Below are 22,919 nucleotides of genomic sequence, written 5' to 3' on the forward strand. Positions count from 1 at the left end.
CGCTGGCCAGGGCAAGATGCATCAGTACAGCGTCCCTGCGTTCACCACTGGCTGGGTCGCGCGATCGCCGCAGAGCACGACCAGCAGGTTGCTGACCATGGCCGCCTTGCGTTCGTTGTCGAGTTCGACGACACCGCGCTGGCTCAGGTGATCGAGGGCGAGCTCGACCATGCCGACCGCACCTTCGACGATGCGCGTGCGTGCGGCGACGATGGCGCTGGCCTGTTGGCGCTGCAGCATGGCCTGGGCGATTTCCTGGGCGTAGGCGAGGTGGCTGATGCGTGCCTCGACAACCTCGACGCCGGCCTTGGCCAGGCGTTCCTGGATCTCGTCGCGCAGGTGGGCATTAACCTCCTTGCCGTTGCCGCGCAGCGAAATGCCTTTTTCGTCGTGCGAATCGTAGGAATAGCTGGTCGCCATCTGGCGCAGCGCCGACTCGGCCTGGATGTGCACGAAGTTCTCGTAGTCGTCGACCATGAACACGGCCTCGGCGGTGTCGATCACCTGCCAGACCACGATCGCGCCGATCTCGATCGGATTGCCGTCGAGGTCGTTGACCTTGAGCTTGCCCGATTCGAAGTTGCGCACGCGCAGGGAAACCGCGCGTCGTGAGTAGAAGGGATTGGTCCAGCGCAGGCCCTGCTCGCGCACGCTGCCGGCATAGCGCCCGAAAAGTTGCATGACGCGGCCGACGTTCGGCTGCACGGCGAACAGGCCGCGCAGCAGGAAGATGATCAAGCCGAGCACGAGCATCGGCCCGAAGATCTGGCCGAGGCCCGGATCGATGCGGCTCTCGGCAGCCGTGCGCACGGTATCGACGAACCAGGCGGCGTTGGCGATCAGCGCGGCGATCAGGACCAGCAGGACCGGAATGCCGGGCAGGGAAATGGCGTTGCGTTCGTTCATGGCGAATCTCCAGGACGAGCCGTCGGCGGACGGATCGAAGACCGGTTCATTCCGGCTTGGTGGATGATATCATAGTGATATCAAACTGCAACACAGCGCCGCGAGCCGGATCGCAATGGGGATTCGCTTTGGGCCGGCTGCTCAGTGCTCCTGGCCTGCGGCACCCGTTGCCTCGAATCGCAACAGCGGCGCGGGCAGGCGCTCGCCGCTGACCAGGATTGCCGAGTCATCACGACTGAAGCCGATCGCCTCGGCCTGGGCCATCGGTGGCAGCAGCAGGTGTTGCGGCCGCCTTGCGAAGGCCCGGATCCAGGATTCCTGGCGATGACGCGGAAACACCCAGACATCGCGATAGGTCAGGAGCACCGCGGTGCGATTCCGGCTGTCGATGTCGAGGCCGGTCGGCGAGCCGCCAAGGCGCGCCGCCGGAAAGCGGGCGAGCAGGGCATCGCCACTGGGCTGCGGAATGAAGTCGAGGCTCAGGCGCTTGCGCGCGACCGCGACGACCCGCCCTCCCGGTCCCAACGGTACCGAGTAGAGCACCGGCGGTGCGTGCTTGCTGACCAGCAAGACCTCGCGCGCGGCCACGTCGACCGCCATCGCTTCGACGTCGTGCGATCCATCCGGATAGCGGAAGCGCATGCGCCAGGCCGGCCTGACCGGCTGGGTCAGGCCATTTCCGCTCAAGGCGGGTTCCTCCACGGCGATCAGCTCGTAGTCCTTGCGCTTGCCCGCGTTGTCGCCGATGTCGCCGATCAGCAGCCAGGCCTTGCCGTCGAGTTCGTAACTGGCGATATCCTCCCAGTCGACCGCGCGCACGCCGTCAATGCGCAATCGACCGCGGCGCTGGCCCGTTTCATCGATGGCGTCGAGGCGTGCTGGTCGCGGTGCGTCGTTGTGGATCCAGAACACGCCTGCGCTGCGACGCGACGCCGCGATCCCGCTGATCTCGTCGAGATCGGCCTCGGTGATCAGTGCGGAGAGGCTGGCCGGGGCGAACGGCGCCGGCGCGAAATCCTGCGCGAGGGCGCATGCGCAGAGCAGGCATGGCAGGCAGCCCCAGAGCTTCATTCGGGGCGGGACAGGGCCAGCGAGTCGACGCGCTTGAGTTCGGTACGGCCGAGCAGGTCGAGACCCTGGTAGAAGCGCCAGGGATCGCCGTCACCGGTCGAGAAGGCGATGTGTCCGGCATCGAAGCCGCCGAGCGCGGCATCGAAGCTTTGCCAGCGACCATCGATCCAGGCCTGCATCCAGGCATGCGGCACGAATACCTCGCGTTCGCCGGCAAATCCCGGTGCGTAGGCAAGTCCGTCGACGACGCGCGTGGCGATGCCGATGGCCCGGCCCAGCGCAGCGAGCAATACCGCGTGTTCGGTGCAGTCGCCTTCCGGCTTGCGCGCGACCTGCAAGGCCGAGGCGTAACCGACGCCGAGGGTCTTGTCGGAGATGAACTGGCGAACGAATGCTTCGAGCGCACGCATGCGCTCCTCGTGGCCCTGCACGCCTTCGGTGGCCCGGGTCGCCAGGGCGACGATTTCCGGGGCGGTACTCTGCAGCCAGTCGTTGGGCGCATAGTCGGATGGTTTCGGCGCGTCGCCGTGGCCCGGTCGAGCCTTGCGCCAGACCTCGACGATCAGGTTGCGGCCGCTGCGGCGCACGCTCTGCTCGGATGTCTCGGGAATCTGCAGCGGTGCGTCATGGTTGCGCGGCATGATCGTGTAGCGCAGTCCCATGCCCAGTTCGCGCCGCCCGAGTTCGCGCGGCGAGCGCATCAGGGTGTGCTCGAACACGTTCGAGCTCTGGTTCGGTGCGGTCGCGCAGGCCTTGTCGCAGGCGAGCAGGGTCAGGTCCACGCCGATCGCCGGCATGGTCAGCTTGTGCACGTCGCGCTCCTCGTCGACCCAGGCCGTATTGGCCACCGGCGTGCCGGCAAACGCGAACACCTGGTCGATCCGATGCAGGGACAGCGGGCCGCCGGGCAGGCTGACCGTCTCGCGCTCGCCGATCGTCGTCGTCACCTCGATCGCATCGAGGCTCGAAGGCTGGAATGAAAGATCGCGATAGGTCCGACCGCTCTGCAGGGGCACGCGCAGGCTGGCCAGGCGCAGCCCTTCGGCGAGCAGGGCGCCACTCGGCCAGGGCATCTCGCGTTCCTGCCAGCTGCCGTCGTTGTTGACGCGCACATGCAACTGCGCGCCCTCGATGCGGCCCTCGACCCGGTTCTCATTGCCGCTCAGGCGAGTCGACGCGGCGAACGCCAGCGGCTTGCCGTCGCGGGTCTCCTCGCTGGATTCGCTGCTGCCCATGGCGATCGGCGTACCGGCCCGGTCGAATTCGATCTGCAGTGTCTGCCGGGTCCTGACCACGTCGCCTTCGACGATGCGCGAACTCTCGAAGCTGCCGATCTTGCGGCCGTCGAGCAGCACGCTGAACCATTGGTCCTGCGCAGGCCTGGCCTGGGCGAACAGCGGAAGCAGCAGGGCGGCGACAATGGCGAAACGGAACATGGGATGGCCCGGGCGGAAGATGGCCCATTGTGCCGCAGCCGCTACAATTGCGCGCGTCGAACTACGAGCACTCCGGAGCCGCACGAATGAAACCGTTTGGAACGCCGCATCGCGGCAGCGCGATCCGCGCGATGCTGCTCGGCTCGGGCGAGCTCGGCAAGGAAGTCGCAATCGAGTTGCAGCGCTTCGCCGTGGAGGTCATCGCGGTCGACCGCTACGCCGATGCGCCGGCCATGCAGGTGGCCCATCGCAGCCATGTCATCAACATGCTCGACGGTGCCGAGATCCGTCGCCTGGTCGCGCTCGAGCAGCCGGACCTGATCGTGCCCGAGATCGAGGCAATCGATACGGCGACCCTGATCGAGCTCGAGCGCGAAGGCGTCAACGTCATTCCGACCGCGCGCGCCGCCTGGCTGACCATGAACCGCGAAGGCATCCGTCGCCTCGCTGCCGAGGAACTGAACCTGCCGACCTCGGCCTATCGTTTTGTCGACAGCGAAGCGGACTACCGGACGGCGGTTGGCCAACTCGGCCTGCCGTTCGTGATCAAGCCGGTCATGAGCTCGTCCGGCAAGGGCCAGAGCCTGGTCCGCACCGAGGCCGAAATCGCCGCGGCCTGGGACCATGCGCAATCGGGCGGACGTGCCGGCAAGGGCCGCTGCATCGTCGAGGGTTTCGTTGACTTCGACTACGAGATCACCCTGCTGACCATTCGCCACGAGGGCGGCACGAGTTTTTGCGCACCGGTCGGCCATCGCCAGGAAGCGGGCGACTATCGCGAGTCCTGGCAGCCGCAGCCGATGAGCGAGGTCGCCATTGCCGAGGCCGAGCGCCAGGCGCGTGCGATCACCGATGCCCTCGGCGGGCACGGCCTGTTCGGGGTCGAGTTCTTCATCAGGGGCGATTCGGTGATCTTCTCCGAAGTCAGCCCGCGCCCGCACGACACCGGCCTGGTCACCCTGATCTCGCAGGAACTCTCCGAGTTCGCCCTGCACGCGCGGGCCATCCTCGGCTTGCCGATCCCGGCCATCCGCCAGCTCGGCCCCTCGGCCTCGTGCGCGGTCCTGGTCGAGGGGGACGGCAACGACATCGTCTACGCGGGCATTGCCGGGGCGCTGGCCGAAGCGGACACGGCCCTGCGCATCTTCGGCAAGCCCGAGGTACGCGGCCATCGGCGCATGGCGGTCACCCTGGCCCGCGGCGAGAGCATAGACGCGGCGCGCGACAAGGCGACGCGGGCGGCGGCGCGAATCTCGGTTTCGGTCAGCTGACGATGTCCGGCTCGTGGCGTTGCCAGAGCCCGTTGCGCAGGACTTCGATCGGGCGGAAGCGGATCTTGTAGTCCATCTTCACGTGCCCGGCGATCCAGAAGCCGAGATAGAGGTACTTGAGTCCGAGCTCGCGGGCCGCTGCGACCTGCCTGAGGATGGCAAAGGTGCCGAGGCCGCGCGAGCCCTCGTCCGGATCGTAGAACGTATAGACCGCCGACAGGCCGGCCTCGCAGTAGTCGGTCACGGCCACGGCAAGCAGGCGCTGGTCCTTGCGCAGTTCGATGAAGCGGGTCGGGCTCCACTCGGTGTGCAGGAAGCGCGAGAAATCCTCGGGCTGCGCATCGTCCATGCCGCCATCCGGATGCCGCCACTGCAGGTAGCGCCGGTACAGGGCAAAGCGTTCGTCGCTGAACCCGGCCGCTTCGGTGCGGACCTCGAGGTCCGCATTGCGCTTCAGGCAGCGGCGCTGGGCGCGGTCGGCGACGAACGCGTCGACCGGAATCCGGCAGGCGATGCAGGCGCGGCAACTCGGACAATGCGGGATGTAGACGTGGCCACCGGCGCGTCGATAGCCGCGTTGCAGGCCGAGCTCATAGAGCTGGTCGAGCTGCGGCGAACTGGGATCGATGACGAGGTTCTGGGCCGTGCGTTCGGCAAAGTAACCGCAGCTATGCGGCAGGGTCTGGAACAGGCGGACGACATCGGAGCGCATGCCTCATTGTGCACCAATGCAGGCGCCGCGGAGCAGGGCCGGGTGTCGGGGATGCAGGGAATGCTGAACGCCACGGCGACCGATCGCGGCAGGCCGGGCGCCTTCGCGGGTCGCCAGGGCAAGCCGCGTCAGCGCATCAGGTACGTGCTGCCGATGAGCAGGATCACGCCGCCGATCAGGGCCAGCAGGATCATGCGGATGCGCATCGAATTGGCCTTGTGCCGACCGGGGTCGGCCGGCGCGCGCGCAGCCGCCAGTTCGTCGGCGAAGCGGGTGGCCGGTTCGAGGCCGGCTTCGCGCAGGATCTCGCGGGCGCGGGTCTGGTCGTTCGAATCGGTCACCCAGACCTGGGCCCAGCCTTCGCTTTCGCCGCGCTGGGTGTAACTGAAGCGCTTCCACTGTCCACCCTGCCAATCGCGGCGGTTGCGGATCGTCGTCGCGATGTTCGCCGCGTTCAGCAGGGCGACGACGCGTTCGACGTTTTCGTAGCGGGGCGAGGTGTAGATCTGGCGCATGGTGGATGGTGTCCGGGAAAGCAGGGCGCAGCGCCGAGATTGCGGCTTCGGGCCGGTCCGGTGCAAGGCAGCAGGCGCCGCGGGGTCCGGCCTACATCATCGGGCGTTCGTCGATACTGGGCTATTTGGTGTCTTCGACCACGCGGATCAAGCCTTCCTGGGCGGTCGAGGCGACCAGCACGCCGTCGCGGGTGAAGATCATGCCGCGGGCGAGGCCGCGCGAGTGCTGCGCGCTCGGACTGTCGCAGGCGTACAGCAGCCACTCGTCGGCACGGAACGGGCGATGGAACCAGAGGGCGTGATCGAGGCTGGCCATGCGCACGTTCGGCTGCAGGTAGGAAATGGCATGCGGAAACGTGGTCGTGCCGATCAGGTGGAAATCCGAGGCATACGCGAGCAGCGAGCGATGCAAGACCGGATTGTCGGGGACGCGGTCGACCAGGCGGAACCAGACATTCTGGTACGGCGGCTGCTTGGTCGGATTCAGCTCGTTGCGCGGGTGCACGTGGCGAAACTCGAACGGACCGGCCTTGTTCAGCCAGCGCTTGCGCTTGGCCGGAATCTTGTCGAGCTCGTTGGCCGGCACGAGGTCGACCTGGGGCAGGTCCTCGGGCCGCGGCACCAGCGGCATCGGAAACTGGTGTTCGGCGCCGGGTTCCGGGGTCTGGAACGAGGCGGTCATGTTGAAGATCGGCTGGCCGTGCTGGATGGCGACGATGCGCCGCGCCGAGAAGCTGCCGCCGTCGCGGCTGCGCTCGACGCTGTAGATGATCGGCGCCTCGACGTCGCCGGCGCGCAGGAAATAGGCATGCAGCGAATGCGCGTGGCGACCCGCGTCGACGGTCTGTTGGGCGGCCGACAGGGCCTGGCCGAGGACCTGGCCGCCGAACACGTAACGCGTGCCGATGTCCCGGCTCTGGCCGCGGAACAGGTTGTCCTCGAGGCGTTCGAGCTGGAGCAGGTCGATCAGTTCGCTGACTATCGATGCAGGCATGGCGGCATTCGTTCGAAAGGGCGCTGGGAGCCTGTCGGACTTTGCTGATGGAGGCGAGAATTCGGCTGTGTGAGGGTAGATTTTCGACGATTTGCAGACCCATGGTGGTTCCATGGGTCAAAAAGCGGCGGAAATATGCACCACACAGTCGGATTCGCAGCCCGGCCAAGTAAGGTCCGGCAGACCCCTAGTATAGGCCAGCGGATGCTGCGGCGCGTCAATCCGCGTCCAGCGCAGCCCAGCGCGCCAGGCCGCAACGGCTGAGCACCTCGGCCCAGGGAAACATCGGCCCGGGGTCGATCCGGCGTGGCAACAGCACGGCAGGATCGTCGATGGCCGGCTCGCGACGCCGGTCGAGTACGTCGTGGCCGGCGATCCAGTGCAGGCCGGGGAAGCGGGTCCTCAGCTGGTCGATCAATGCGAGCAGGGCATCGATCTGCGCGGCGGGATACGGTTCGGTCATCAGCTGGTGGCGGCTATCGTCCCAGTCCGGGTAGCGCCCCAGATTGACCAGCTCGATACCAATCGAGCGCGGGTTGTAGCGGAACACGTGATGGGCCACGCGCAGGGCGCTGACGAACTGGTGGGTGCTGCCATCACGGTCGATGTAGTAATGCCCGCTGTTGCCGGTTTGCGTTTCCGGGTAGCGGATGCGCTCGCCGTATTCGCGCGCGGTGGCCAGGTCGGGCAGCTCGGTGCAGTGGATGACCACCATGTCGATGTCCGTGGACAGGCGCGTGGCCAGGCGCGGCTCGTAGGGCAGGGGCCATTCGTGGATGGGCAGTTCGGTCATGCGCACAGTTTCGCATGGGCGCGAGGTCAGGTGATGGCCTTGGGTGACGTGCGCCAGGACCGCGAAAGGGGGCGCGGGCTTCGATCGCCGTTCTCGCGTTTCGGCTTCGTTGTCGTTTCATTGTAGGAAGCGGCTTTAGCCGCGATGCTCCTCCCACAGCATTTCGAAAGGCATCGAGCCTGAAGGCTCTTCTTACGAAGGGCATGCGAAGCGTGGCGCGGGTTTCGTTGGCACTCGGCGCGTTGCTGCTTCGTTGTTGCTTCAGCCGCGATGCTCCTCGCACAGCATTTCGAAAGGCATCGAGCCTGAAGGCTCTTCTTACGAAGGGCATGCGAAGCGTGGCGCGGGTTTCGTTGGCACTCGGCGCGTTGCTGCTTCGTTGTTGCTTCAGCCGCGATGCTCCTCCCACAGCATTTCGAAGGGTATCGAGCCTGAAGGCTCTTCCTACGAAGGGCATTCGAAGCGCGGCGCGGGTTTCGTTGGCACTTGGCGCGTAGCCGCTTCGTTGTTGCTTCAGCCGCGATGCTCTTCGGGCGTCGTATCGAAAAAGAGAATCGAACCTGAAGGTTCTTCCTACCAAAGCCGCGAAAACGGGTGCCGGCTTCGATTGCTTTCCTCGCGTTGCCACTTTGTTGTTAGCATCGCGCGTTTTCACGGAGTTCTCCCCATGAAGGGAACCATCATTCTTTCGCACGGGCTCGAAAGCGGGCCGCAAGCGACCAAGGTCAGCGCCCTGGCCCGGGTTGCCGAGGAACTCGGCTGGGCCAGCATCCGGCCCGACTACCGCGATCTCGACGCCTCGCGCGAACTCGAGGCGATCACTGCGCGCACCGCCCGCTGCATCGCGGCGGCGCCGAAAACGGGCCGCGTGATCTTCGCCGGTTCGAGCATGGGCGCCTTCATCTCGGGTTTTGCCTCGACCCAGCGCGAATGCGACGCGTTGTTCCTGATGGCCCTGCCGGTCGGCATCGAAGGCTATGCCTTCGACTACACCGCGGCCCCGGTGCCGACCGTGCTCGTGCACGGTTGGCGCGACGAGCTGTGCCCGGTCAATGCGGTCATCGAATTCGCCCGCGAGCGCAACGATACCCTGCACCTGGTCGACGACGACCATCGCCTGACCGCGCACGTCGAATTTTGCGCCGAGGCCTTTCGCCAGCAGCTGCTGAAACTGGACGCCTGATGTCGCAGTTCTTCGCCACCTGCCCGAAGGGCATCGAGTACCTGCTGCGCGACGAACTGGTCGCGCTCGGCGCCAGTGACGTGCACGAAGCGCTTTCGGGCGTGCACTTCAGCGGCACCCTGGCCGATGCCTATCGCGCCTGCCTGTGGTCGCGCCTGGCCAGTCGGATCCTGATGCCGCTCAGCGACTTCGCCGCGGCCGACGAGCAGGCGCTCTACGACGGTGTCCAGCAGATCGACTGGTCGCAGCACCTCGGCGTGAACGATACCCTCGCCGTCGATGCGGTCAGCAATGCGAGCCTGCTTCGGCACACGCGCTATCTCGCGCAGAAGGTCAAGGACGCGGTCGTCGACCAGTTCCGCGACCGCGACGGCGAGCGTCCCGGGGTCGACCTCGAACGCCCGTCGATCCGCCTGAATCTTCTGTTGCGCAAGGACCGCGCCTTGCTTTCGCTCGATCTCTCCGGCACGCCCCTGCACCGGCGCGGCTATCGCGTCGGCCAGGGCGAGGCGCCGCTGAAGGAGAACCTGGCCTGCGCAATGCTGCTGCGCGCGACCTGGCCGGCCATCCATGCCGCCGGCGGTGCGCTGGTCGATCCGATGTGCGGTTCGGGCACCCTGTTGATCGAAGGGGCCCTGATGGCGGCTGATGTCGCCCCGGGCCTCAGGCGCGATTATTTCGGCTTCCTCGGCTGGCTCGGCCACGACGCGACGCTCTGGGAGTCCCTGCTCGAGGACGCGCGCAAGCGTGCCGAAGTGGGCTTGCGCGCGTTGCCGGCGAAGTTCTACGGCAACGACCTGGACCCGCAGGTGCTCAACGAGGCCCGGCGCAATGCGCAGCAGGCCGGCGTGGTCGGCTTCCTGCATCTCGAGCGGCACTCGATCGAACACCTGCACAAGCCGGCGGAAGCCGGCGACCAGGGCCTGCTGATCTGCAATCCGCCGTATGGCGAGCGCATCGGCCAGCACGACGCGCTGGCGCCGACCTACCGCGCCCTCGGCGAACGCGCGCGCGCGGAGTTCAGCGGCTGGCGACTGGCCGTGATCACCTCCGACGAGGACCTCGGCCGCGCCATCGGCCTGCGCGCGCACAAGCGCTACGTGCTCTACAACGGCGCCCTCGAGTGCCGCTTCCTGCTGTTCGAACTAGGCGGAAAGGCGGCACCGCAGCCAGTCGCCGAAAAGCCGCTCAGCGAAGGCGCCGAAGCGGTTGCCAACCGGCTGCGCAAGACCCTGCGCCACCTGCGCAAGCGGCTCGACCGCGAGGGCGTGCATTGCTGGCGTGCCTACGACGCCGACATTCCCGAGTATTCGGCGGCGATCGATGTCTACCAGGGACAAGAGGAATCGCGCCCCGAAGCGGCGCCTTCGACCTGGCTGCACATCCAGGAATACGCAGCACCGAAGGACATTCCCGAGCATGTCGCCTCGGCGCGCCTGGCCGACCTCGTGCGTGCGGCCGGCGCCGCTTTCGAGCTGCCGCGCGAGCGCATTGCCGTGAAGACGCGCTACAAGGCCCGCGGCGGCGGCAAGTACGGACGCATGGACGACCGTGCCCGGTTCCTCGTGGTCGAGGAGGGTGGGCTGCGATTCCGCGTGAACCTGTTCGACTACCTCGATACCGGCCTGTTCCTCGATCACCGCCCGGTCCGTGCGCGCGTTCGCGAGCTCGCTCGGGGCGGCCGTTTCCTCAACCTGTTCTGCTACACCGGAACGGCCAGCGTCTACGCCGCCGCCGGTGGCGCGCGGACCACGACCAGCGTCGATCTCTCCGGCACGTATCTGGAGTGGGCCGCGCAGAACCTGGCCCTGAACGGCTTCGCCGGCGACGCCCATGCGCTGGTCCAGGCCGATTGCCTGCAATGGCTCGAACACGAGCGCGGCGAGTACGACCTGATCTTCGTCGATCCGCCGACCTTCTCGAACTCCAAGCGGGCCGAGGATTTCGACGTCCAGAAGGAGCACGCACGCCTTCTCCACCTGTGTGCCGAACGCCTGGCCTTTGGCGGCCAGATCGTGTTTTCGAACAACTTCCGGCGCTTCAAGCTTGACCCCGAGGTGGCTGAACGCTTCGTCGTGCGCGATATCAGCGCGGCCACCATTCCGTTCGACTTCACGAGAAATTCACGCATCCATCAATGTTACGAACTGCAACCGCGCGGATAATCGATCCGGATTTCAGTCGCGATTCAGACTGCCAAACGCAAAGTGCAGGCGTTCAAGTAGAGGAGGCACCCGCCATGAACGTCCGTAACGCCCGATTCAGTGTGTTTTCCGCAGCGGTCGCGCTGATTCTGGCGCTGTTCGTGGCGCCGAGCGCGTATGCCCGCGGCGGCCACCATGGTGGCCATCACGGAGGCCACGGCAGCAACTGGGGCGTCAGCATCGGTTTCGCCGGCCCCGGCTACAGCATCGGTTATTCCGACTGCCGCCACTGCGGCGGTGGTTACGTCAGCGGCAGCTTCTATGGCGGTTACTACGGCGGCGGCTACCCGGTCGGCTACTACGGGCCGAGCTACAGTTCGAGCTACTACGACTACTATCCGAGCTACGGGACCTCGTACTACTACAGCTATCCGGCGTACTATCCGTCCTATCGCCACTACCGGCATGCGCCACGCCGCGTAGTCCACTATGATGGCTACTACCGCGACCACGACCGTGGACGCGACCACCGCCGTCATGATGGATATCGCGGCGACAGTCGCCATCACGACCGTGACTACAGCCGTCATGATCGTGGCTACTCGTCGCGCGCCGCCTATTACGACCGCCGTAACTGACGGTCGCACCAGCAAAGGCCGGCACCAGTCTCGCACTGCTGTCGGACCCTCGGACCCCGCGGACATTTCCCCTGATTTCCGCGGGGTCTTCTTTTTTCGGAGATTCCCTTTCGGCTTGGCCGGCCGATCACCGCACTGGCCCGGAAGCAGCTGGGCCGACAGGCCCGAACACGGCCCGGGAGGGCGCCCCCCCCCTGACTTTCGATTCTGGTTGAATCCCTTGCCCGGTGTTACGCTGCGGCCATCAGCACCTGCGGATACCGCAGGCCGACCCAGCATCGGTAGCCAGAATGTCAATGATCGACCCGCCATTGCGGGGCCACCCCGCCAAGGCGGATCGCTCCGCCATCCACTGGACGTTTTTCCGGCAGTGGCTGAAGAACCCGCTCGCGATCGCCGCGCTTTCGCCATCCAGCCGCCGGCTGGCCCGCGAGATGGTCAAGCAGCTTCCCGAACACCCGGGGCGGGTCATCGAACTCGGCGGCGGCACCGGCGTGTTCACCCGGGCGCTGCTCGAGCGCGGCGTGCATCCGAACAACCTGCTCGTGGTCGAACTCAATGAGGAACTGCATCGACTGCTGCAGCAGCAGTTCCCCGAGGTCCACGTGGTTCGGGGCGACGCCCGCGAACTGCAGGCGATCATCGAAGGCGAAGGGTTTGCCGAAGCCGGTGGAGTCGACGCGATCCTCAGCGGCCTCGGTCTGCTCTCGATGTCGCGCGGCACCCAGCGCAGGATCCTCACCGCCGCGTTCAGCGTGCTCGGCCCGAACGGGCGCTTCATCCAGTTCACCTACGGTCCGGCCAGCCCGGTCTCGCGCGACCTGCTGACCGAACTCGGCATCAGCGTCCATCGTGGCGGCGTCGCCTGGCGCAACGTGCCGCCGGCCGCGGTCTACGTGTTCACGCGCAACCGCTCGACCTCGATTCGCGCCGTGCGCACGCACAAGCGCTGAGAACCGGCGCCGAATCCCCGTCACCGATCTACGCAGATGGGGGGAATCCAGGGTCGCCGTAGTGCCGAAGTGCCGTAGATTGGTGGTGAGCGCAGCGAACCCCAACGTCGCCATCGTCATCGATGCCGGACCCGGCAACGGGCAGAGGCCGTCTCCCGGCTCGTTGCCTCCTGCGTCGCGCACCTCGCGCGGCGGCGCGCATTCCGCCATGGAAGATTCAAGGCCGTTGGGGCTCGCAATCGCTCACCACCAACCTACGCGAGTGCCGCTTCGCGCTTGAGTTCCTCGGCCAGGTCTTTGCCGAGCCAGCGCTCGATGCCCATGCGCAGCAGGTAGATCAGCGGAATCAGGGCAACCGCGGCGAGCACCTTGTAGATGTAGTTGACCGTGCCGACCGCCAGCCACAGGTTCGTGCTCCAGTGCTGCGGACCGATCACGAAGGCGATGTAGAGGACGACGAAGCTGTCGATGAACTGCGAGACGAAGGTCGACACCGTCGCGCGCATCCAGATATGTCGCTCACCGGTGCGCTGGCGGATCGAGTGGAACACGCGCACGTCGATGAGCTGGCCGATCAGGAAGGCCGTGATCGATCCGGCGATCGTCCACAGGCCCTGGCCGAACACGTAGGCGTAGGCCTTTTGCAGATCCGGCACGCCGCTGTTGGCGGCCGCGCCGACCCACCACGAGGCCGGCGCCAGCGAGATCGCGGCGTAGGCGAACAGGAAGGCATAGGCGATCAAACCGACCGCGAGCCAGGACAGGAAGCGCACGCCGCGCTGTCCGTAGAACTCGTTGATGACGTCGGTCATGATGAACACGATCGGCCAGAGCAGGGTGCCGGCGGTGAAGTTCAGCGAGCCGGTCTGGGCGAACAGGTTCCATTCGAATGGCTTGAGGCCCAGCGTGTCCTCAAGGGCGAAGATCTTGACCCCGATGAACTCGGCGATGATCGCGTTGGCGATGAAGAAGCCGGCCAGTATGAGGAACATGCGCTGCGCGCGGGGCGCGGCCGAGGCCGCGCGGATATCGAGGTCGATCGTACTCATGCGTTGCCGGTATCGTCGTCAGCCACGTGGCCGTTGCCGGGTCGCGACTGCAGCTCGGCGACCACTTCCTGCAATTGCGCGACCAGGCTTTCGAGCTGGGCCACGCGCTCGCCGAGTCCGCCCGAGGCGCGCGTTGGCGCGTCGGCATCGGCGGCCATCGCCGCGTCCATGGTCACCGGGCCGCATAGCAGGTGCATGTAGCGATCCTCGCGCTGGCCCGGCGCGCGGTGCAGGCGCACGACCAGGGCCGGGATCCGCGAGGCGAGCCGGTCCAGCACCGTGCGGACCTCCTCGGCATCCGGAAAATCGGCCAGCCGTTCGCTGCGCGAGAACAGCTCGTTGAGCGTTTGTGGACCGCGCAGCATGAGCAGGGCGAGCAGGGCGCGCTGGCGCGTGGTCACGCCATACCCGTTCTCGAAGCGATGCGCGTAGCGCGACGCGCGCGCACTCAGCGTGCCGGCCACGAGTCCCTTGCCTTCGAGCTGGCGCAGGGCGTGGCCGACTTCACCGGGCTCGTACGCCGTCATCGGCTCGCGGTTCGACTTCTGGTTGCAGGCGGCGACGACCGCATTGAGGGTCAGCGGATAGGCATCCGGCGTCGTCGCCTGCTTTTCGATCAGGCAGCCGAGGATGCGCGCCTCGATCGCCTCGAGTTCGATCAGGGCCGACCCGTCCTCGGCCGGCGGTTGATTCTGCTCGTCCATCATTCGCTCTTCGCGTCGGTCTTCTTGTGTTTTTCGAACCAGCCGATGATGTTGAGCACCTTGCCGATCAGGTTGCTCGGCCGCTCGGCGATGCCGTGCGAGGCACCCGGTACGCGGACCATGGCGGTGTCGATCTTGCGCAGCTTCAGTGCCTGGTAGAACTGCTCAGCTTCGGAAGCCGGGGTGCGGTGGTCGTCGTCGCCGACCATCATCATAGTCGGGGTGGTGACGTTGCCGACATAGGTGATCGGCGAGCGCTGCACGTAGTTCTCGGCACTCTCCCAGGGCGTGGTCGTGAACCAGTAACGCGTAAAGAACGGATAGAAGTCCGAAGTCAGCACGAAGCTCGACCAGTTGATCACCGGCTTGACCGAGACCGCCGCGCGGAAGCGGTTGGTATGACCGACGATCCATGCGGTCAGGCAGCCACCACCGCTGCCGCCGGTGACGAACAGGTTGTCGGTATCGATCGAGCCGAGTGCGATGGTCGCATCGACCACGCTCATCAGGTCGTCGAAATCCTGGCCCGGATAGGCATTCTCGATCAGGTTGGCGAACTCGCTGCCGTAGCTCGTGCTGCCGCGCGGGTTGGCATAGACCACGACATAGCCGGCCGCCGCGTAGAGCTGGATCTCGGGGGCGAAGGTCGGTCCGTAGGCGGCGAACGGGCCGCCGTGGATCTCGAGCAGGAGCGGATATTTCTTCGAGGCATCGAAGTTCGGCGGGCGCACGACCCAGGCCTGGATCTCGCGCCCGTCGGCCGAAGATTTGACCTTCATCTCCTGCATCTCGCCGAGGGTCATGTGGTCGAGCAGGTTGGCATCGAGGTCGGTCAGCACTTTCGATCGGCCCGAGCGTTCGACCACGGCGAGGTTGGCCGGGCTCTTCGCTGCGCCGCGCGTGTAGGCAACGCGGCCCGCGGCCGCGGAAAAGCTGGCCGAGGTGTAGGGCCGGCCGATTTCGGTGCCGCCGAGGTCGTCGGCAACCGTTTCGATCTTGCCGCCGCTGGCCGAAATCCAGCCGAGCTTGGTACGCCCGTGGTCGTCATACTGCAGCCACAGGCCGCGGTTGCCGTCCCAGGTGATCTCCTGGATGCTCAGGTCGATGCCGTCGGTCAGCGAGCGCACATTGCCGGCGTTGGCGTTGCCGACATAGACGCGCACCGGCTGGTAGGGGTGGCGCTTGTCGTCGAAGCCGAGCCAGGCCAGCTGCCTGCCGTCGGCGGAGAAGGTCGGGTCGCTGTCGGGACCCTTGCGTTCGGTCAGGCGGGTCATCGCGCCGTCGCTGATCGCCACGCGGTACAGGTCGCTGTCGAGCGGCTGGTATTCCCAGTCGTCATCGAGGTTGGCCGACACGATCAGTGCCTTGCCGTCGGCCGTCCAGGCCGGCTGCCCGTTGAAGTTGTGCTTGCCGCTGGTGACCTGGCGCGCCGCGCCACCCTCGGCCGAGATCACGAAGACGTGGGTGTAGCCCGGATCGACATAGCCGCCGCCATCGATGCGGTAGATCACGCGATCGATCACCTTGACCGGCGCCGCCCATTCAGCACCCTTCGGCGCCTTCGGCATGGCCGCCATCTGCGTGTCCTCTGCCGGCACGCGCATCGTGAAGGCCAGCCACTGGCCGTCTGGCGACCAGCTCAGGTTGCCCGGTGATTGGGTCAGTTCACTGATGCGTGCGGTCTGGCCGCTGTCGACCCAGTGCATCTGGATTTGCGCGGAACCCTCGCCCTTGGCGACGAAGGCGAGACGCTTGCCGTCGGGCGACCAGGCCGCGCCGGAACCCGTCGTGACCAGCGGGCGCTGGTTACGGCCATCGGCATCGATCGTCCACAGGCTGCTGCGCTTGCGGTCCTTCATGATGTCGAAACCCATACGCTGGTAGACGATGTGTTTGCCGTCGGGCGAAATCTGCGGGTTGTCCGCCCACTGCAGGGCGAACACATCCATCGGCTCGAACACGCGCGTGTCGGCCTGGCTGGCAGGGGCGGAGAGAGCGGTTGCGGCAAGAACAAGGCCGGTGCAGGCAAATCGAAGCATGGTGTCCCCCGGTTGGCATACGAGCCCCCATTCTGGCCCGATGTGAGGCGAAGGGCCAGCCGGGCGGGCGAACCGACTACCGGCGCGCTGCTCGGGCCTTGATAGCCGGTGCCGCGATTCCGCTTCGTTGTAGGAAGCGGCTTCAGCCGCGATGCCTTACTGGGTGTCGTGATGCAGGCATCGGGCCTGAAGGCCCTTCCTACGAAGGGCGGCGACTGTCGACGCGGGCTCCGATGGCCGGTGCGGCGTTGCTGCTTCGTTGTTGGAACCGGCTCCAGCCGCGATGCGCTTTCCGCAACGTGACGAAAGGCATCGAGCCTGAAGGCTCTTCCTACGAAGAGCTCGCGATACGTGGCGCGGACTTCGTTGGCGTTTGCCGCGTTGCCGCTACGTCGTAGGAGCGGCTTCAGCCGCGATGGCTTTCCTGGAACCGTGAGACAGAGCATCGCGCCTGAAGGCGCTCCTACGGAAGCAACGACGGTGGACGCGGGCTTCGCTGGCCGGGGCCGCGTAGCTCCTTTGCTGTTGGCCCTGACCGCGCTTCACTCGCTGTCGAATCCATCCTTGAAAATGAACTCGCTCTGGTACAGCACCTGCGCGCCGCCGGTATTGGCATCGCCGCCATCATCGTGCTGGTAGGCACCCGCGACGAGGTCGTTCATTCCGTCGCCGTTGAAATCGCCGATGGCGATGGAGCCGCCGAATCGATCCTCGGCTGCGGGTGGGCCGATGCGCAAGCGAGCGCTTGCGACAAGGCGTTCGACGATCGAGGTCGAAATGATCGCCGAGCCGTTTCCGCTGTGCAGGACCCACATCGCGCCGGCCTCGATGAGTCCGTCGACGGTCTCGAGGGCCGAACTGATCGCCAGGCTCTGGGCGGAGGTACGCAAGCGCCCAAGCTTGACCTGGTTGCCGAACTGCAGGAACGGAATCGACACGCCACCCGGCAGGTCGGTCACCGAAATAAACTTGTTGGCGCCGGTGTTCAACCCGCCCGAGCTGCCGAACATCAGGTGCACGGCGCCGGTTTTCTCGACACCGCCCACGTCGGAAAGCGGTGCGCCGATGACGAGGCCCTGGTAGGCCTGGCCGTTGACCTTGCCGATGCTGAGCGAAGCGCCGAAGTAGCTGGCCAGAGGACAACTGCCGAGCATGCCGGCGACGCCGGGCTGGAAGGCCTGGGCTTCGAGCGTGGAAAGGCCGAGGCTGGTCGAGCCCTTGAGGATCACCACGCCGCCCGCGCGCTCGCCGGTATTCGGGCATGCGCGCTTGACCACGCCGATGGCCAGGTCATCGTCGCCGTCCGCATCGATGTCGCCGGCCGCCACGGCGTACCCGTACTGATCGGAATTCCCGGGCGCAAAGTCGAGTCCGTCGTTGGCCGCCGTGAAGACACGGTCGCGCGTGCCGCTCAAGCCGGATGCCGACCCGTACACCACCTGCACAGCACCCGCTGAGACGATCTCCGGGCTGCCGGCCTGATTCTTGCCCGGGATTCCAATCGCGAGGTCATCGAATCCGTCATCATCGAAATCGCCACTGGCCAGCGTAAACCCGAACTTGTCGCCGGCTTCGTCGACCCCGTTGTAGCTGCCAAGGCCCTGGCGGATGATCGCCTGTACGGTCCAACTGTCGGCCGCCGAGCGTCGATAGATGTAGACCGTCCCGCCGCCTCCGGCGTTGCTCGCGCTGTCGCGATCGCCGATGGCCACCTCGTCGACGCCATCCCCATTGAAATCGCCGGTGGCGAGAATGCTGCCGTAGGCTGCAGTCGCCACGGTCTTGCCGGTGAAGCGCGAAACGGGATAGGGGCCGCCGATCGGATACGCCTTGCCCAGCAACACCCTGAAGCGTTGCGAAGTGCCCAGCTCCGAGACCACCAGGTCGTCGATACCATCGCCATCGAAATCGCCAACGGCGGTGCGAAAGCCGTAATAGCCCTCAGCCGGATCCGTATACGGATTGGCCAGGTAGACATTGCCTTCGGTACCGAGCTTGGTGTCGCCAAGGGCCAGTGTCCCGGTTGTCAGACCGAGCACAGCAATGACGCAGGCGGCGGCAAATCGAAAACGCACAGACATGGGTCGATCTCCAAAGTGAACCTCTGGGACTGTTCACGGAGTCCGGCAGGCCCAAGGGCCACGCCTGCCCGCGGAAGGGTTGCAGCCGACCGCTCTTGCGAATCCCGAATCCCCATTCCCCATTCCCCATTCCCCGCATTTGTGCGCCGTGTCTTTCATTCCCGGGGCCTTGGTGTCTAGACTCCAAGCCGACCGTGTCATGGGGCGGTCACATTGCGTGAGGCGTCCCGAATCGCCGGCACCACCGGCCTGTCGTCCGCGAGGCAACCAGGTGCAACCCACCGACATCAGTAACCCGAACTACTTCCATAAAGTCGTCGATTGCCAATGGGCCTGTCCGGCCCACACTCCAGTCCCCGAATACATCCGATTGATCGCGGCAGGGCGCCACGCCGATGCCTACATGGTCAACTGGGAGTCCAACGTCTTCCCCGGCATCCTCGGGCGCACCTGCGACCGCCCCTGCGAACCGGCCTGCCGGCGCGGGCGCGTCGAGGAAAACAATGGCGAGAAACCCGAGCCGGTCGCCATCTGCCGATTGAAGCGCGTCGCCGCCGACAACAAGGGCGAGGTCAAGGCGCGCATGCCGAAACCGGCGACGAAGAAGAACGGCAAGCGCATCGCCTGCATCGGCGCCGGCCCGGCGTCGCTGACCGTGGCTCGCGACCTGGCCCCGCTCGGCTACGAGATCACCGTCTTCGAGGCCGACCCGAAGGGCGGCGGCTTCATGCGCACTCAGGTACCGCGCTTCCGCCTGCCGGAGCGGGTCATCGACGAAGAGGTCGGCTACATCCTCGATCTCGGCGTCGAACTGAAGGGCGGCCATCGCATCGACTCGATGCGCGCGATGCTCGAGAAGGGCTACGACGCGATCTTCGTCGGCTCCGGCGCCCCGCGCGGACGCGCCCTCGAACTGCCTGGCTCGGCAGAGGCCGCGGCCAACATCCACATCGGCATCGACTGGCTGTCCTCGGTCTATTTCGGGCACGTGAAATCGGTCGGCAAACGCGTGATCGTGCTCGGCGGCGGCAACACGGCGATGGATTGCTGCCGCTCGGCGCGCCGCCTCGGCGGCGAAGACGTCAAGGTGATCGTGCGTTCGGGCTTCGAGGAGATGAAGGCCTCGCCGTGGGAGAAGGAGGATGCCGCCCATGAGGGCATTCCGATCCTCAACTACTACGTGCCGAAGACCTTCGTCCACGAGAACGGCAAGCTCACCGGCATGACCTTCGAAAAGGTCCGCGCCGAATACGATGAGCGCGGTCGGCGCAAGCTGGTCCCGACCGGCGAACCCGATCCGTTCTTCGAGTGCGACGACGTGCTGGTCGCGGTCGGCCAGGAAAACGCCTTCCCGTGGATCGAGCGCGACCTCGGCATCGAATTCAACGAATGGGACATGCCGGTCGTCGACGAAATCACCCATCAGTCGAGCCTGCCGCACGTGCTGTTCGGCGGCGATGCCGCGTTCGGCCCGAAGAACATCATCTGGGCCGTCGCCCACGGCCACGAAGCGGCGATCTCGATCGATAGGCTGCTCTCCGGCCAACCCACCTCCGAGCGCCCGCCGCCCGAAGTCAAGGTGCTCTCGCAGAAGATGGGCATCCACGAGTGGAGCTACGACAACGACATCTCCGGCGATGAGCGCTACAAGGTGCCGCTGGTGCCGTTCGAGGAGGCGCTGAAAAGCATCAGCACCGAAGTCGAACTCGGCTTCGACGCCGCCACCGCCTGGAAGGAAGCCCAGCGCTGCCTCAACTGCGACGTGCAGACCGTCTTCACCGACCAGGCCTGCATCGAATGCGATGCCTGCGTCGACATCTGCCCGATGGATTGCATCAGCTTCACCGGCAACGCAGAAGAACCCGAGCTGCGCCAGAAGCTCACCGCACCCGCCCTGAATCTCACCCAGTCGCTGTACGTCTCCGGCCCGCTCAAGACCCAACGCGTCATGGTCAAGGACGAAGACGTCTGCCTGCACTGCGGCCTCTGCGCCGAACGCTGCCCGACCGGCGCCTGGGACATGCGCAAGGTCCTCATCGAAATGACCCACGCCAACACGCCCCCATGCCCCGGCAAGCTGCGCAAGCAGGAGGCCGCGTGATGTCCCTCCACGCACCAGGATCCCAGAAGGTCGTCGTAGGAGCAGGCTTCAGCCGCGATGCTCTTCCCGCAGCCTCGCCAAAAAGCATCGAGCCTGAAGGCTCTTCCTACACAGGGCGCGAACTCGCCTCCCGACTTCGATCGCCGCTCCCGCGTTTGCGCTCCGTCGTAGGAAGCGGCTTCAGCCGCGATGCTCGTTTCCATGCATGTCGGGACGACGGAATAACAAGGCGTCAAGCACCGCGAAGCCCCTCTCCCCTCGGGAGAGGGGGTGGGGTGAGGGTACGACCCCCGCGCCATTCCCACTCCTTGCGGCAAGCCCGAACCCTCACCCGAGCCTCCGGGCCACCTTCTCCCGAGGGGAGAGGGGAACAATGACCATGACCCCCATCACCGCCACCAACGACTTCGTCATCAAATTCGCCAACGTCAACGGCTCGGGCTCTGCCTCGGCCAACGAGATGTTCGCGAAATCGATCCTGCGCATGGGCGTCCCTGTCAGCCCGCGCAACATCTTCCCGTCCAACATCCAGGGCCTGCCGACCTGGTACGAAGTGCGCGTCAACGAAGCCGGCTGGCTCGGCCGCCGCGGCGGCGTCGACCTGATGGTTGCGATGAACCCGCAGACCTGGGAGGCCGACGTCAAGGAAATCGAAACCGGCGGCTATCTCTTCTACGACAACAGCAAGCCGCTGCCGAAATCCCGCTTCCGCGAAGACGTCACCACCATCGGCATGCCGCTGACCCACATCAGCAATGCCACCTATGACGATCCGCGCCAGCGCCAGCTGTTCAAGAACATCATCTACGTCGGCGCCGTCGCGCAGCTGCTCGGCATGGACGCGGAGGTCATCGAAACCCTGATCAAGCAGCAATACAAGGCCAAGGCCAAGCTGCTCGACGCCAATATCCATGCCCTCCATCTCGGTATGGATCACGCGAAAGAGCACCTCAAACCGATCGGCCTGCGCGTGCAGAAGGCCGACAACGTCGGCGACAAGATCTTCATCGACGGCAACAGCGCCGCCGCGCTCGGTTGCGTCTACGGCGGCGCCACGGTCTGCGCCTGGTATCCGATCACGCCGTCCTCCTCATTGGCCGAAGCGTTCCAGTCCTACTGTCAGAAATATCGCGTGGATCCGGAAACCGGCAAGAACCGCTACGCAATCATTCAGGCCGAGGACGAAATCGCCTCGATCGGCATCGTCACCGGCGCCGGCTGGAACGGTGCGCGCGCCTTCACCACCACCTCGGGCCCCGGCGTCTCGCTGATGAACGAGTTCATCGGCCTCGCCTACTTCGCCGAGATCCCGGTCACCATCATCGACGTGCAACGCGGCGGCCCCTCGACCGGCATGCCGACCCGCACCCAGCAATCGGACATCCTCGCTGCGGCCTACGCCTCGCACGGCGACACCAAGCACGTCCTGCTGCTGCCCGAAGATCCGAACGAATGCTTCGAGTTCTCGGCCCAGGCACTCGACCTCGCCGACCGCCTGCAGACGCCGATCTTCGTCATGACCGACCTCGACATCGGCATGAACCAGCGCCTCTGCGCGCCGTTCACCTGGGACGACACGCGCGACTACGACCGCGGCAAGGTCATGACCGCCGAGGAACTCGAGGCGGGCAGGGACTTCGGCCGCTACAAGGATGTCGACGGCGATGGCATTCCGTACCGCACCTATCCCGGCACGCACCCGTCCAAGGGCAGCTACTTCACCCGCGGCACCTCGCGCGATCCATATGCGCGCTACTCCGAACGCGGCCCCGACTACATCTACAATATGGAGCGCCTGCTGCAGAAGTTCGACACGGCCAAATCGCTCGTGCCGCAACCGATCCTGCGCACGGCGAAGAAGAAGGCGAGCTTCGGCGCCATCTACTACGGTTCGACCAGCCCGTCGATGGACGAAGCTATCACCGTGCTCGAAGCCCAGGACCTGCACCTCGACACGCTGCGCATCCGCGCCTTCCCGTTCCCCGAATCGGTACGCCAGTTCGTGCTCTCGCACGAGCGCGTGTTCCTGATCGAACAGAACCGCGACGCCCAGCTGCGCAGTCTGCTGATCAACGAGTTCGACCTCGACCCGGCCCGCGTCATCAAGATCCTCCACTACGACGGCACCCCGATCACCGCCCGCTTCATCGCCCGCGCCATCGCCGAGCACATGCGCGGCGCCAGCGTCTCCGCGCAAGCTTCGGAGACGGTCGCATGAGCAACCTGGCTCAGACATCGCCAATCTTGCGCGCAATTCAAAAGAACCGTCATTCCAGCGCAGGCTGGAATCCAGTTCTTGTTTTTTTCTCTGTAAATCAAGCGCAGAACT

General features: G+C 65.9%; 18 protein-coding genes. 7 read left to right on the top strand and 11 right to left on the bottom strand.

The window, feature by feature from the left end:
- Positions 1–21 precede the first annotated feature (21 nt).
- The 3 genes from BM125_RS09375 to BM125_RS09385 all read right to left on the bottom strand — a co-directional run bounded on the left by BM125_RS09375 (position 22) and on the right by BM125_RS09385 (position 3,413).
- Positions 22–906 carry an SPFH domain-containing protein gene (locus BM125_RS09375; protein WP_092407258.1) on the bottom strand — a complete coding sequence of 295 codons (885 nt, stop codon included), beginning with the start codon at positions 904–906 and terminating at the stop codon, positions 22–24.
- Between the two features lie 141 nt (positions 907–1,047).
- Entirely contained in the window at positions 1,048–1,977 is a 930-nt protein-coding gene (locus BM125_RS09380; protein ID WP_092407260.1) for a hypothetical protein, read from the bottom strand.
- Positions 1,974–3,413, bottom strand: a complete 1,440-nt coding sequence (locus BM125_RS09385; protein WP_092407262.1) for a transglutaminase-like domain-containing protein — start codon at positions 3,411–3,413, stop codon at positions 1,974–1,976. Before BM125_RS09385 ends, BM125_RS09380 begins: the two co-directional genes overlap by 4 nt.
- An 86-nt stretch (positions 3,414–3,499) precedes the next feature.
- Here BM125_RS09385 and purT point away from each other — a divergent pair, with 86 nt between their 5' ends.
- Positions 3,500–4,684: a formate-dependent phosphoribosylglycinamide formyltransferase gene (purT, locus tag BM125_RS09390; protein ID WP_092407264.1), complete on the top strand. Its 1,185-nt coding sequence runs from the start codon at positions 3,500–3,502 to the stop codon at positions 4,682–4,684.
- Here purT and BM125_RS09395 read toward each other — a convergent pair.
- From BM125_RS09395 to BM125_RS09410, 4 genes are all read right to left on the bottom strand, one after another.
- A complete protein-coding gene (locus BM125_RS09395) occupies positions 4,677–5,396 on the bottom strand; it encodes an arginyltransferase (RefSeq protein WP_092407266.1) in 720 nt (239 codons plus the stop codon). The genes purT and BM125_RS09395 overlap by 8 nt on opposite strands.
- A 128-nt stretch (positions 5,397–5,524) precedes the next feature.
- On the bottom strand, positions 5,525–5,911 hold the full coding sequence (locus tag BM125_RS09400; protein ID WP_092407268.1) for a putative signal transducing protein: 387 nt from the start codon (positions 5,909–5,911) through the stop codon (positions 5,525–5,527).
- 121 nt (positions 5,912–6,032) lie between these two features.
- Positions 6,033–6,905 carry an acyl-CoA thioesterase II gene (tesB, locus tag BM125_RS09405; RefSeq protein WP_092407270.1) on the bottom strand — a complete coding sequence of 291 codons (873 nt, stop codon included), beginning with the start codon at positions 6,903–6,905 and terminating at the stop codon, positions 6,033–6,035.
- Positions 6,906–7,122: 217 nt separating this feature from the next.
- Entirely contained in the window at positions 7,123–7,698 is a 576-nt protein-coding gene (locus BM125_RS09410; protein WP_092407272.1) for an N-acetylmuramoyl-L-alanine amidase, read from the bottom strand.
- A gap of 667 nt (positions 7,699–8,365) precedes the next feature.
- Here BM125_RS09410 and BM125_RS09415 point away from each other — a divergent pair.
- The 4 genes from BM125_RS09415 (at position 8,366) to BM125_RS09430 (ending at position 12,616) form a co-directional block, all read left to right on the top strand.
- On the top strand, positions 8,366–8,881 hold the full coding sequence (locus BM125_RS09415) for an alpha/beta family hydrolase (RefSeq protein ID WP_092407274.1): 516 nt from the start codon (positions 8,366–8,368) through the stop codon (positions 8,879–8,881).
- Positions 8,881–11,046, top strand: coding sequence for a bifunctional 23S rRNA (guanine(2069)-N(7))-methyltransferase RlmK/23S rRNA (guanine(2445)-N(2))-methyltransferase RlmL (rlmKL, locus tag BM125_RS09420; RefSeq protein ID WP_092407276.1), 2,166 nt, complete (start codon positions 8,881–8,883; stop codon positions 11,044–11,046). Before BM125_RS09415 ends, rlmKL begins: the two co-directional genes overlap by 1 nt.
- 74 nt (positions 11,047–11,120) lie before the next feature.
- Positions 11,121–11,663 (top strand): hypothetical protein, encoded by a 543-nt coding sequence (locus tag BM125_RS09425; RefSeq protein WP_139224924.1) that lies wholly within the window; start codon positions 11,121–11,123, stop codon positions 11,661–11,663.
- Positions 11,664–11,953: 290 nt separating this feature from the next.
- The gene (locus BM125_RS09430) at positions 11,954–12,616 is read left to right on the top strand and encodes a class I SAM-dependent methyltransferase (protein ID WP_217647842.1); all 663 of its coding nucleotides are present in this window, start codon (positions 11,954–11,956) and stop codon (positions 12,614–12,616) included.
- 254 nt (positions 12,617–12,870) lie between these two features.
- On the opposite strand, the gene BM125_RS09435 is transcribed toward BM125_RS09430, so the two are convergent.
- The 4 genes from BM125_RS09435 to BM125_RS09450 all read right to left on the bottom strand — a co-directional run bounded on the left by BM125_RS09435 (position 12,871) and on the right by BM125_RS09450 (position 18,489).
- Positions 12,871–13,665 (bottom strand): queuosine precursor transporter, encoded by a 795-nt coding sequence (locus BM125_RS09435; protein WP_092407282.1) that lies wholly within the window; start codon positions 13,663–13,665, stop codon positions 12,871–12,873.
- On the bottom strand, positions 13,662–14,369 hold the full coding sequence (locus tag BM125_RS09440; protein WP_092407284.1) for a YceH family protein: 708 nt from the start codon (positions 14,367–14,369) through the stop codon (positions 13,662–13,664). Before BM125_RS09440 ends, BM125_RS09435 begins: the two co-directional genes overlap by 4 nt.
- Positions 14,369–16,408, bottom strand: coding sequence for a S9 family peptidase (locus BM125_RS09445; RefSeq protein ID WP_092407286.1), 2,040 nt, complete (start codon positions 16,406–16,408; stop codon positions 14,369–14,371). The genes BM125_RS09440 and BM125_RS09445 overlap by 1 nt, the downstream gene beginning before the upstream one ends.
- 542 nt (positions 16,409–16,950) lie before the next feature.
- Positions 16,951–18,489 carry an FG-GAP repeat protein gene (locus BM125_RS09450; RefSeq protein ID WP_092407288.1) on the bottom strand — a complete coding sequence of 513 codons (1,539 nt, stop codon included), beginning with the start codon at positions 18,487–18,489 and terminating at the stop codon, positions 16,951–16,953.
- A 217-nt stretch (positions 18,490–18,706) separates the two neighbouring features.
- Between BM125_RS09450 and BM125_RS09455 the strand changes: the two genes are divergently transcribed.
- Positions 18,707–20,590: an FAD-dependent oxidoreductase gene (locus BM125_RS09455; RefSeq protein ID WP_245778865.1), complete on the top strand. Its 1,884-nt coding sequence runs from the start codon at positions 18,707–18,709 to the stop codon at positions 20,588–20,590.
- A 373-nt stretch (positions 20,591–20,963) separates the two neighbouring features.
- Positions 20,964–22,808, top strand: a complete 1,845-nt coding sequence (locus BM125_RS09460; protein ID WP_092407292.1) for a 2-oxoacid:acceptor oxidoreductase subunit alpha — start codon at positions 20,964–20,966, stop codon at positions 22,806–22,808.
- The last annotated feature ends 111 nt before the right edge of the window (positions 22,809–22,919 follow it).

This window comes from Dokdonella immobilis, from assembly GCF_900115085.1.
GTDB classification, from domain to species: domain Bacteria; phylum Pseudomonadota; class Gammaproteobacteria; order Xanthomonadales; family Rhodanobacteraceae; genus Dokdonella; species Dokdonella immobilis.

Coding starts and splice junctions, on each gene's coding strand:
- tesB (WP_092407270.1), bottom strand. CDS start 6,905: ATGCCTGCATCGATAGTCAGCGAACTGATCGACCTGCTCCAGCTCGAA.
- BM125_RS09445 (WP_092407286.1), bottom strand. CDS start 16,408: ATGCTTCGATTTGCCTGCACCGGCCTTGTTCTTGCCGCAACCGCTCTC.
- BM125_RS09410 (WP_092407272.1), bottom strand. CDS start 7,698: ATGACCGAACTGCCCATCCACGAATGGCCCCTGCCCTACGAGCCGCGC.
- BM125_RS09400 (WP_092407268.1), bottom strand. CDS start 5,911: ATGCGCCAGATCTACACCTCGCCCCGCTACGAAAACGTCGAACGCGTC.
- BM125_RS09425 (WP_139224924.1), top strand. CDS start 11,121: ATGAACGTCCGTAACGCCCGATTCAGTGTGTTTTCCGCAGCGGTCGCG.
- BM125_RS09415 (WP_092407274.1), top strand. CDS start 8,366: ATGAAGGGAACCATCATTCTTTCGCACGGGCTCGAAAGCGGGCCGCAA.
- BM125_RS09435 (WP_092407282.1), bottom strand. CDS start 13,665: ATGAGTACGATCGACCTCGATATCCGCGCGGCCTCGGCCGCGCCCCGC.
- BM125_RS09430 (WP_217647842.1), top strand. CDS start 11,954: ATGTCAATGATCGACCCGCCATTGCGGGGCCACCCCGCCAAGGCGGAT.
- BM125_RS09380 (WP_092407260.1), bottom strand. CDS start 1,977: ATGAAGCTCTGGGGCTGCCTGCCATGCCTGCTCTGCGCATGCGCCCTC.
- BM125_RS09460 (WP_092407292.1), top strand. CDS start 20,964: ATGACCATGACCCCCATCACCGCCACCAACGACTTCGTCATCAAATTC.
- BM125_RS09440 (WP_092407284.1), bottom strand. CDS start 14,369: ATGGACGAGCAGAATCAACCGCCGGCCGAGGACGGGTCGGCCCTGATC.
- BM125_RS09375 (WP_092407258.1), bottom strand. CDS start 906: ATGAACGAACGCAACGCCATTTCCCTGCCCGGCATTCCGGTCCTGCTG.
- BM125_RS09395 (WP_092407266.1), bottom strand. CDS start 5,396: ATGCGCTCCGATGTCGTCCGCCTGTTCCAGACCCTGCCGCATAGCTGC.
- BM125_RS09450 (WP_092407288.1), bottom strand. CDS start 18,489: ATGTCTGTGCGTTTTCGATTTGCCGCCGCCTGCGTCATTGCTGTGCTC.
- rlmKL (WP_092407276.1), top strand. CDS start 8,881: ATGTCGCAGTTCTTCGCCACCTGCCCGAAGGGCATCGAGTACCTGCTG.
- BM125_RS09385 (WP_092407262.1), bottom strand. CDS start 3,413: ATGTTCCGTTTCGCCATTGTCGCCGCCCTGCTGCTTCCGCTGTTCGCC.
- purT (WP_092407264.1), top strand. CDS start 3,500: ATGAAACCGTTTGGAACGCCGCATCGCGGCAGCGCGATCCGCGCGATG.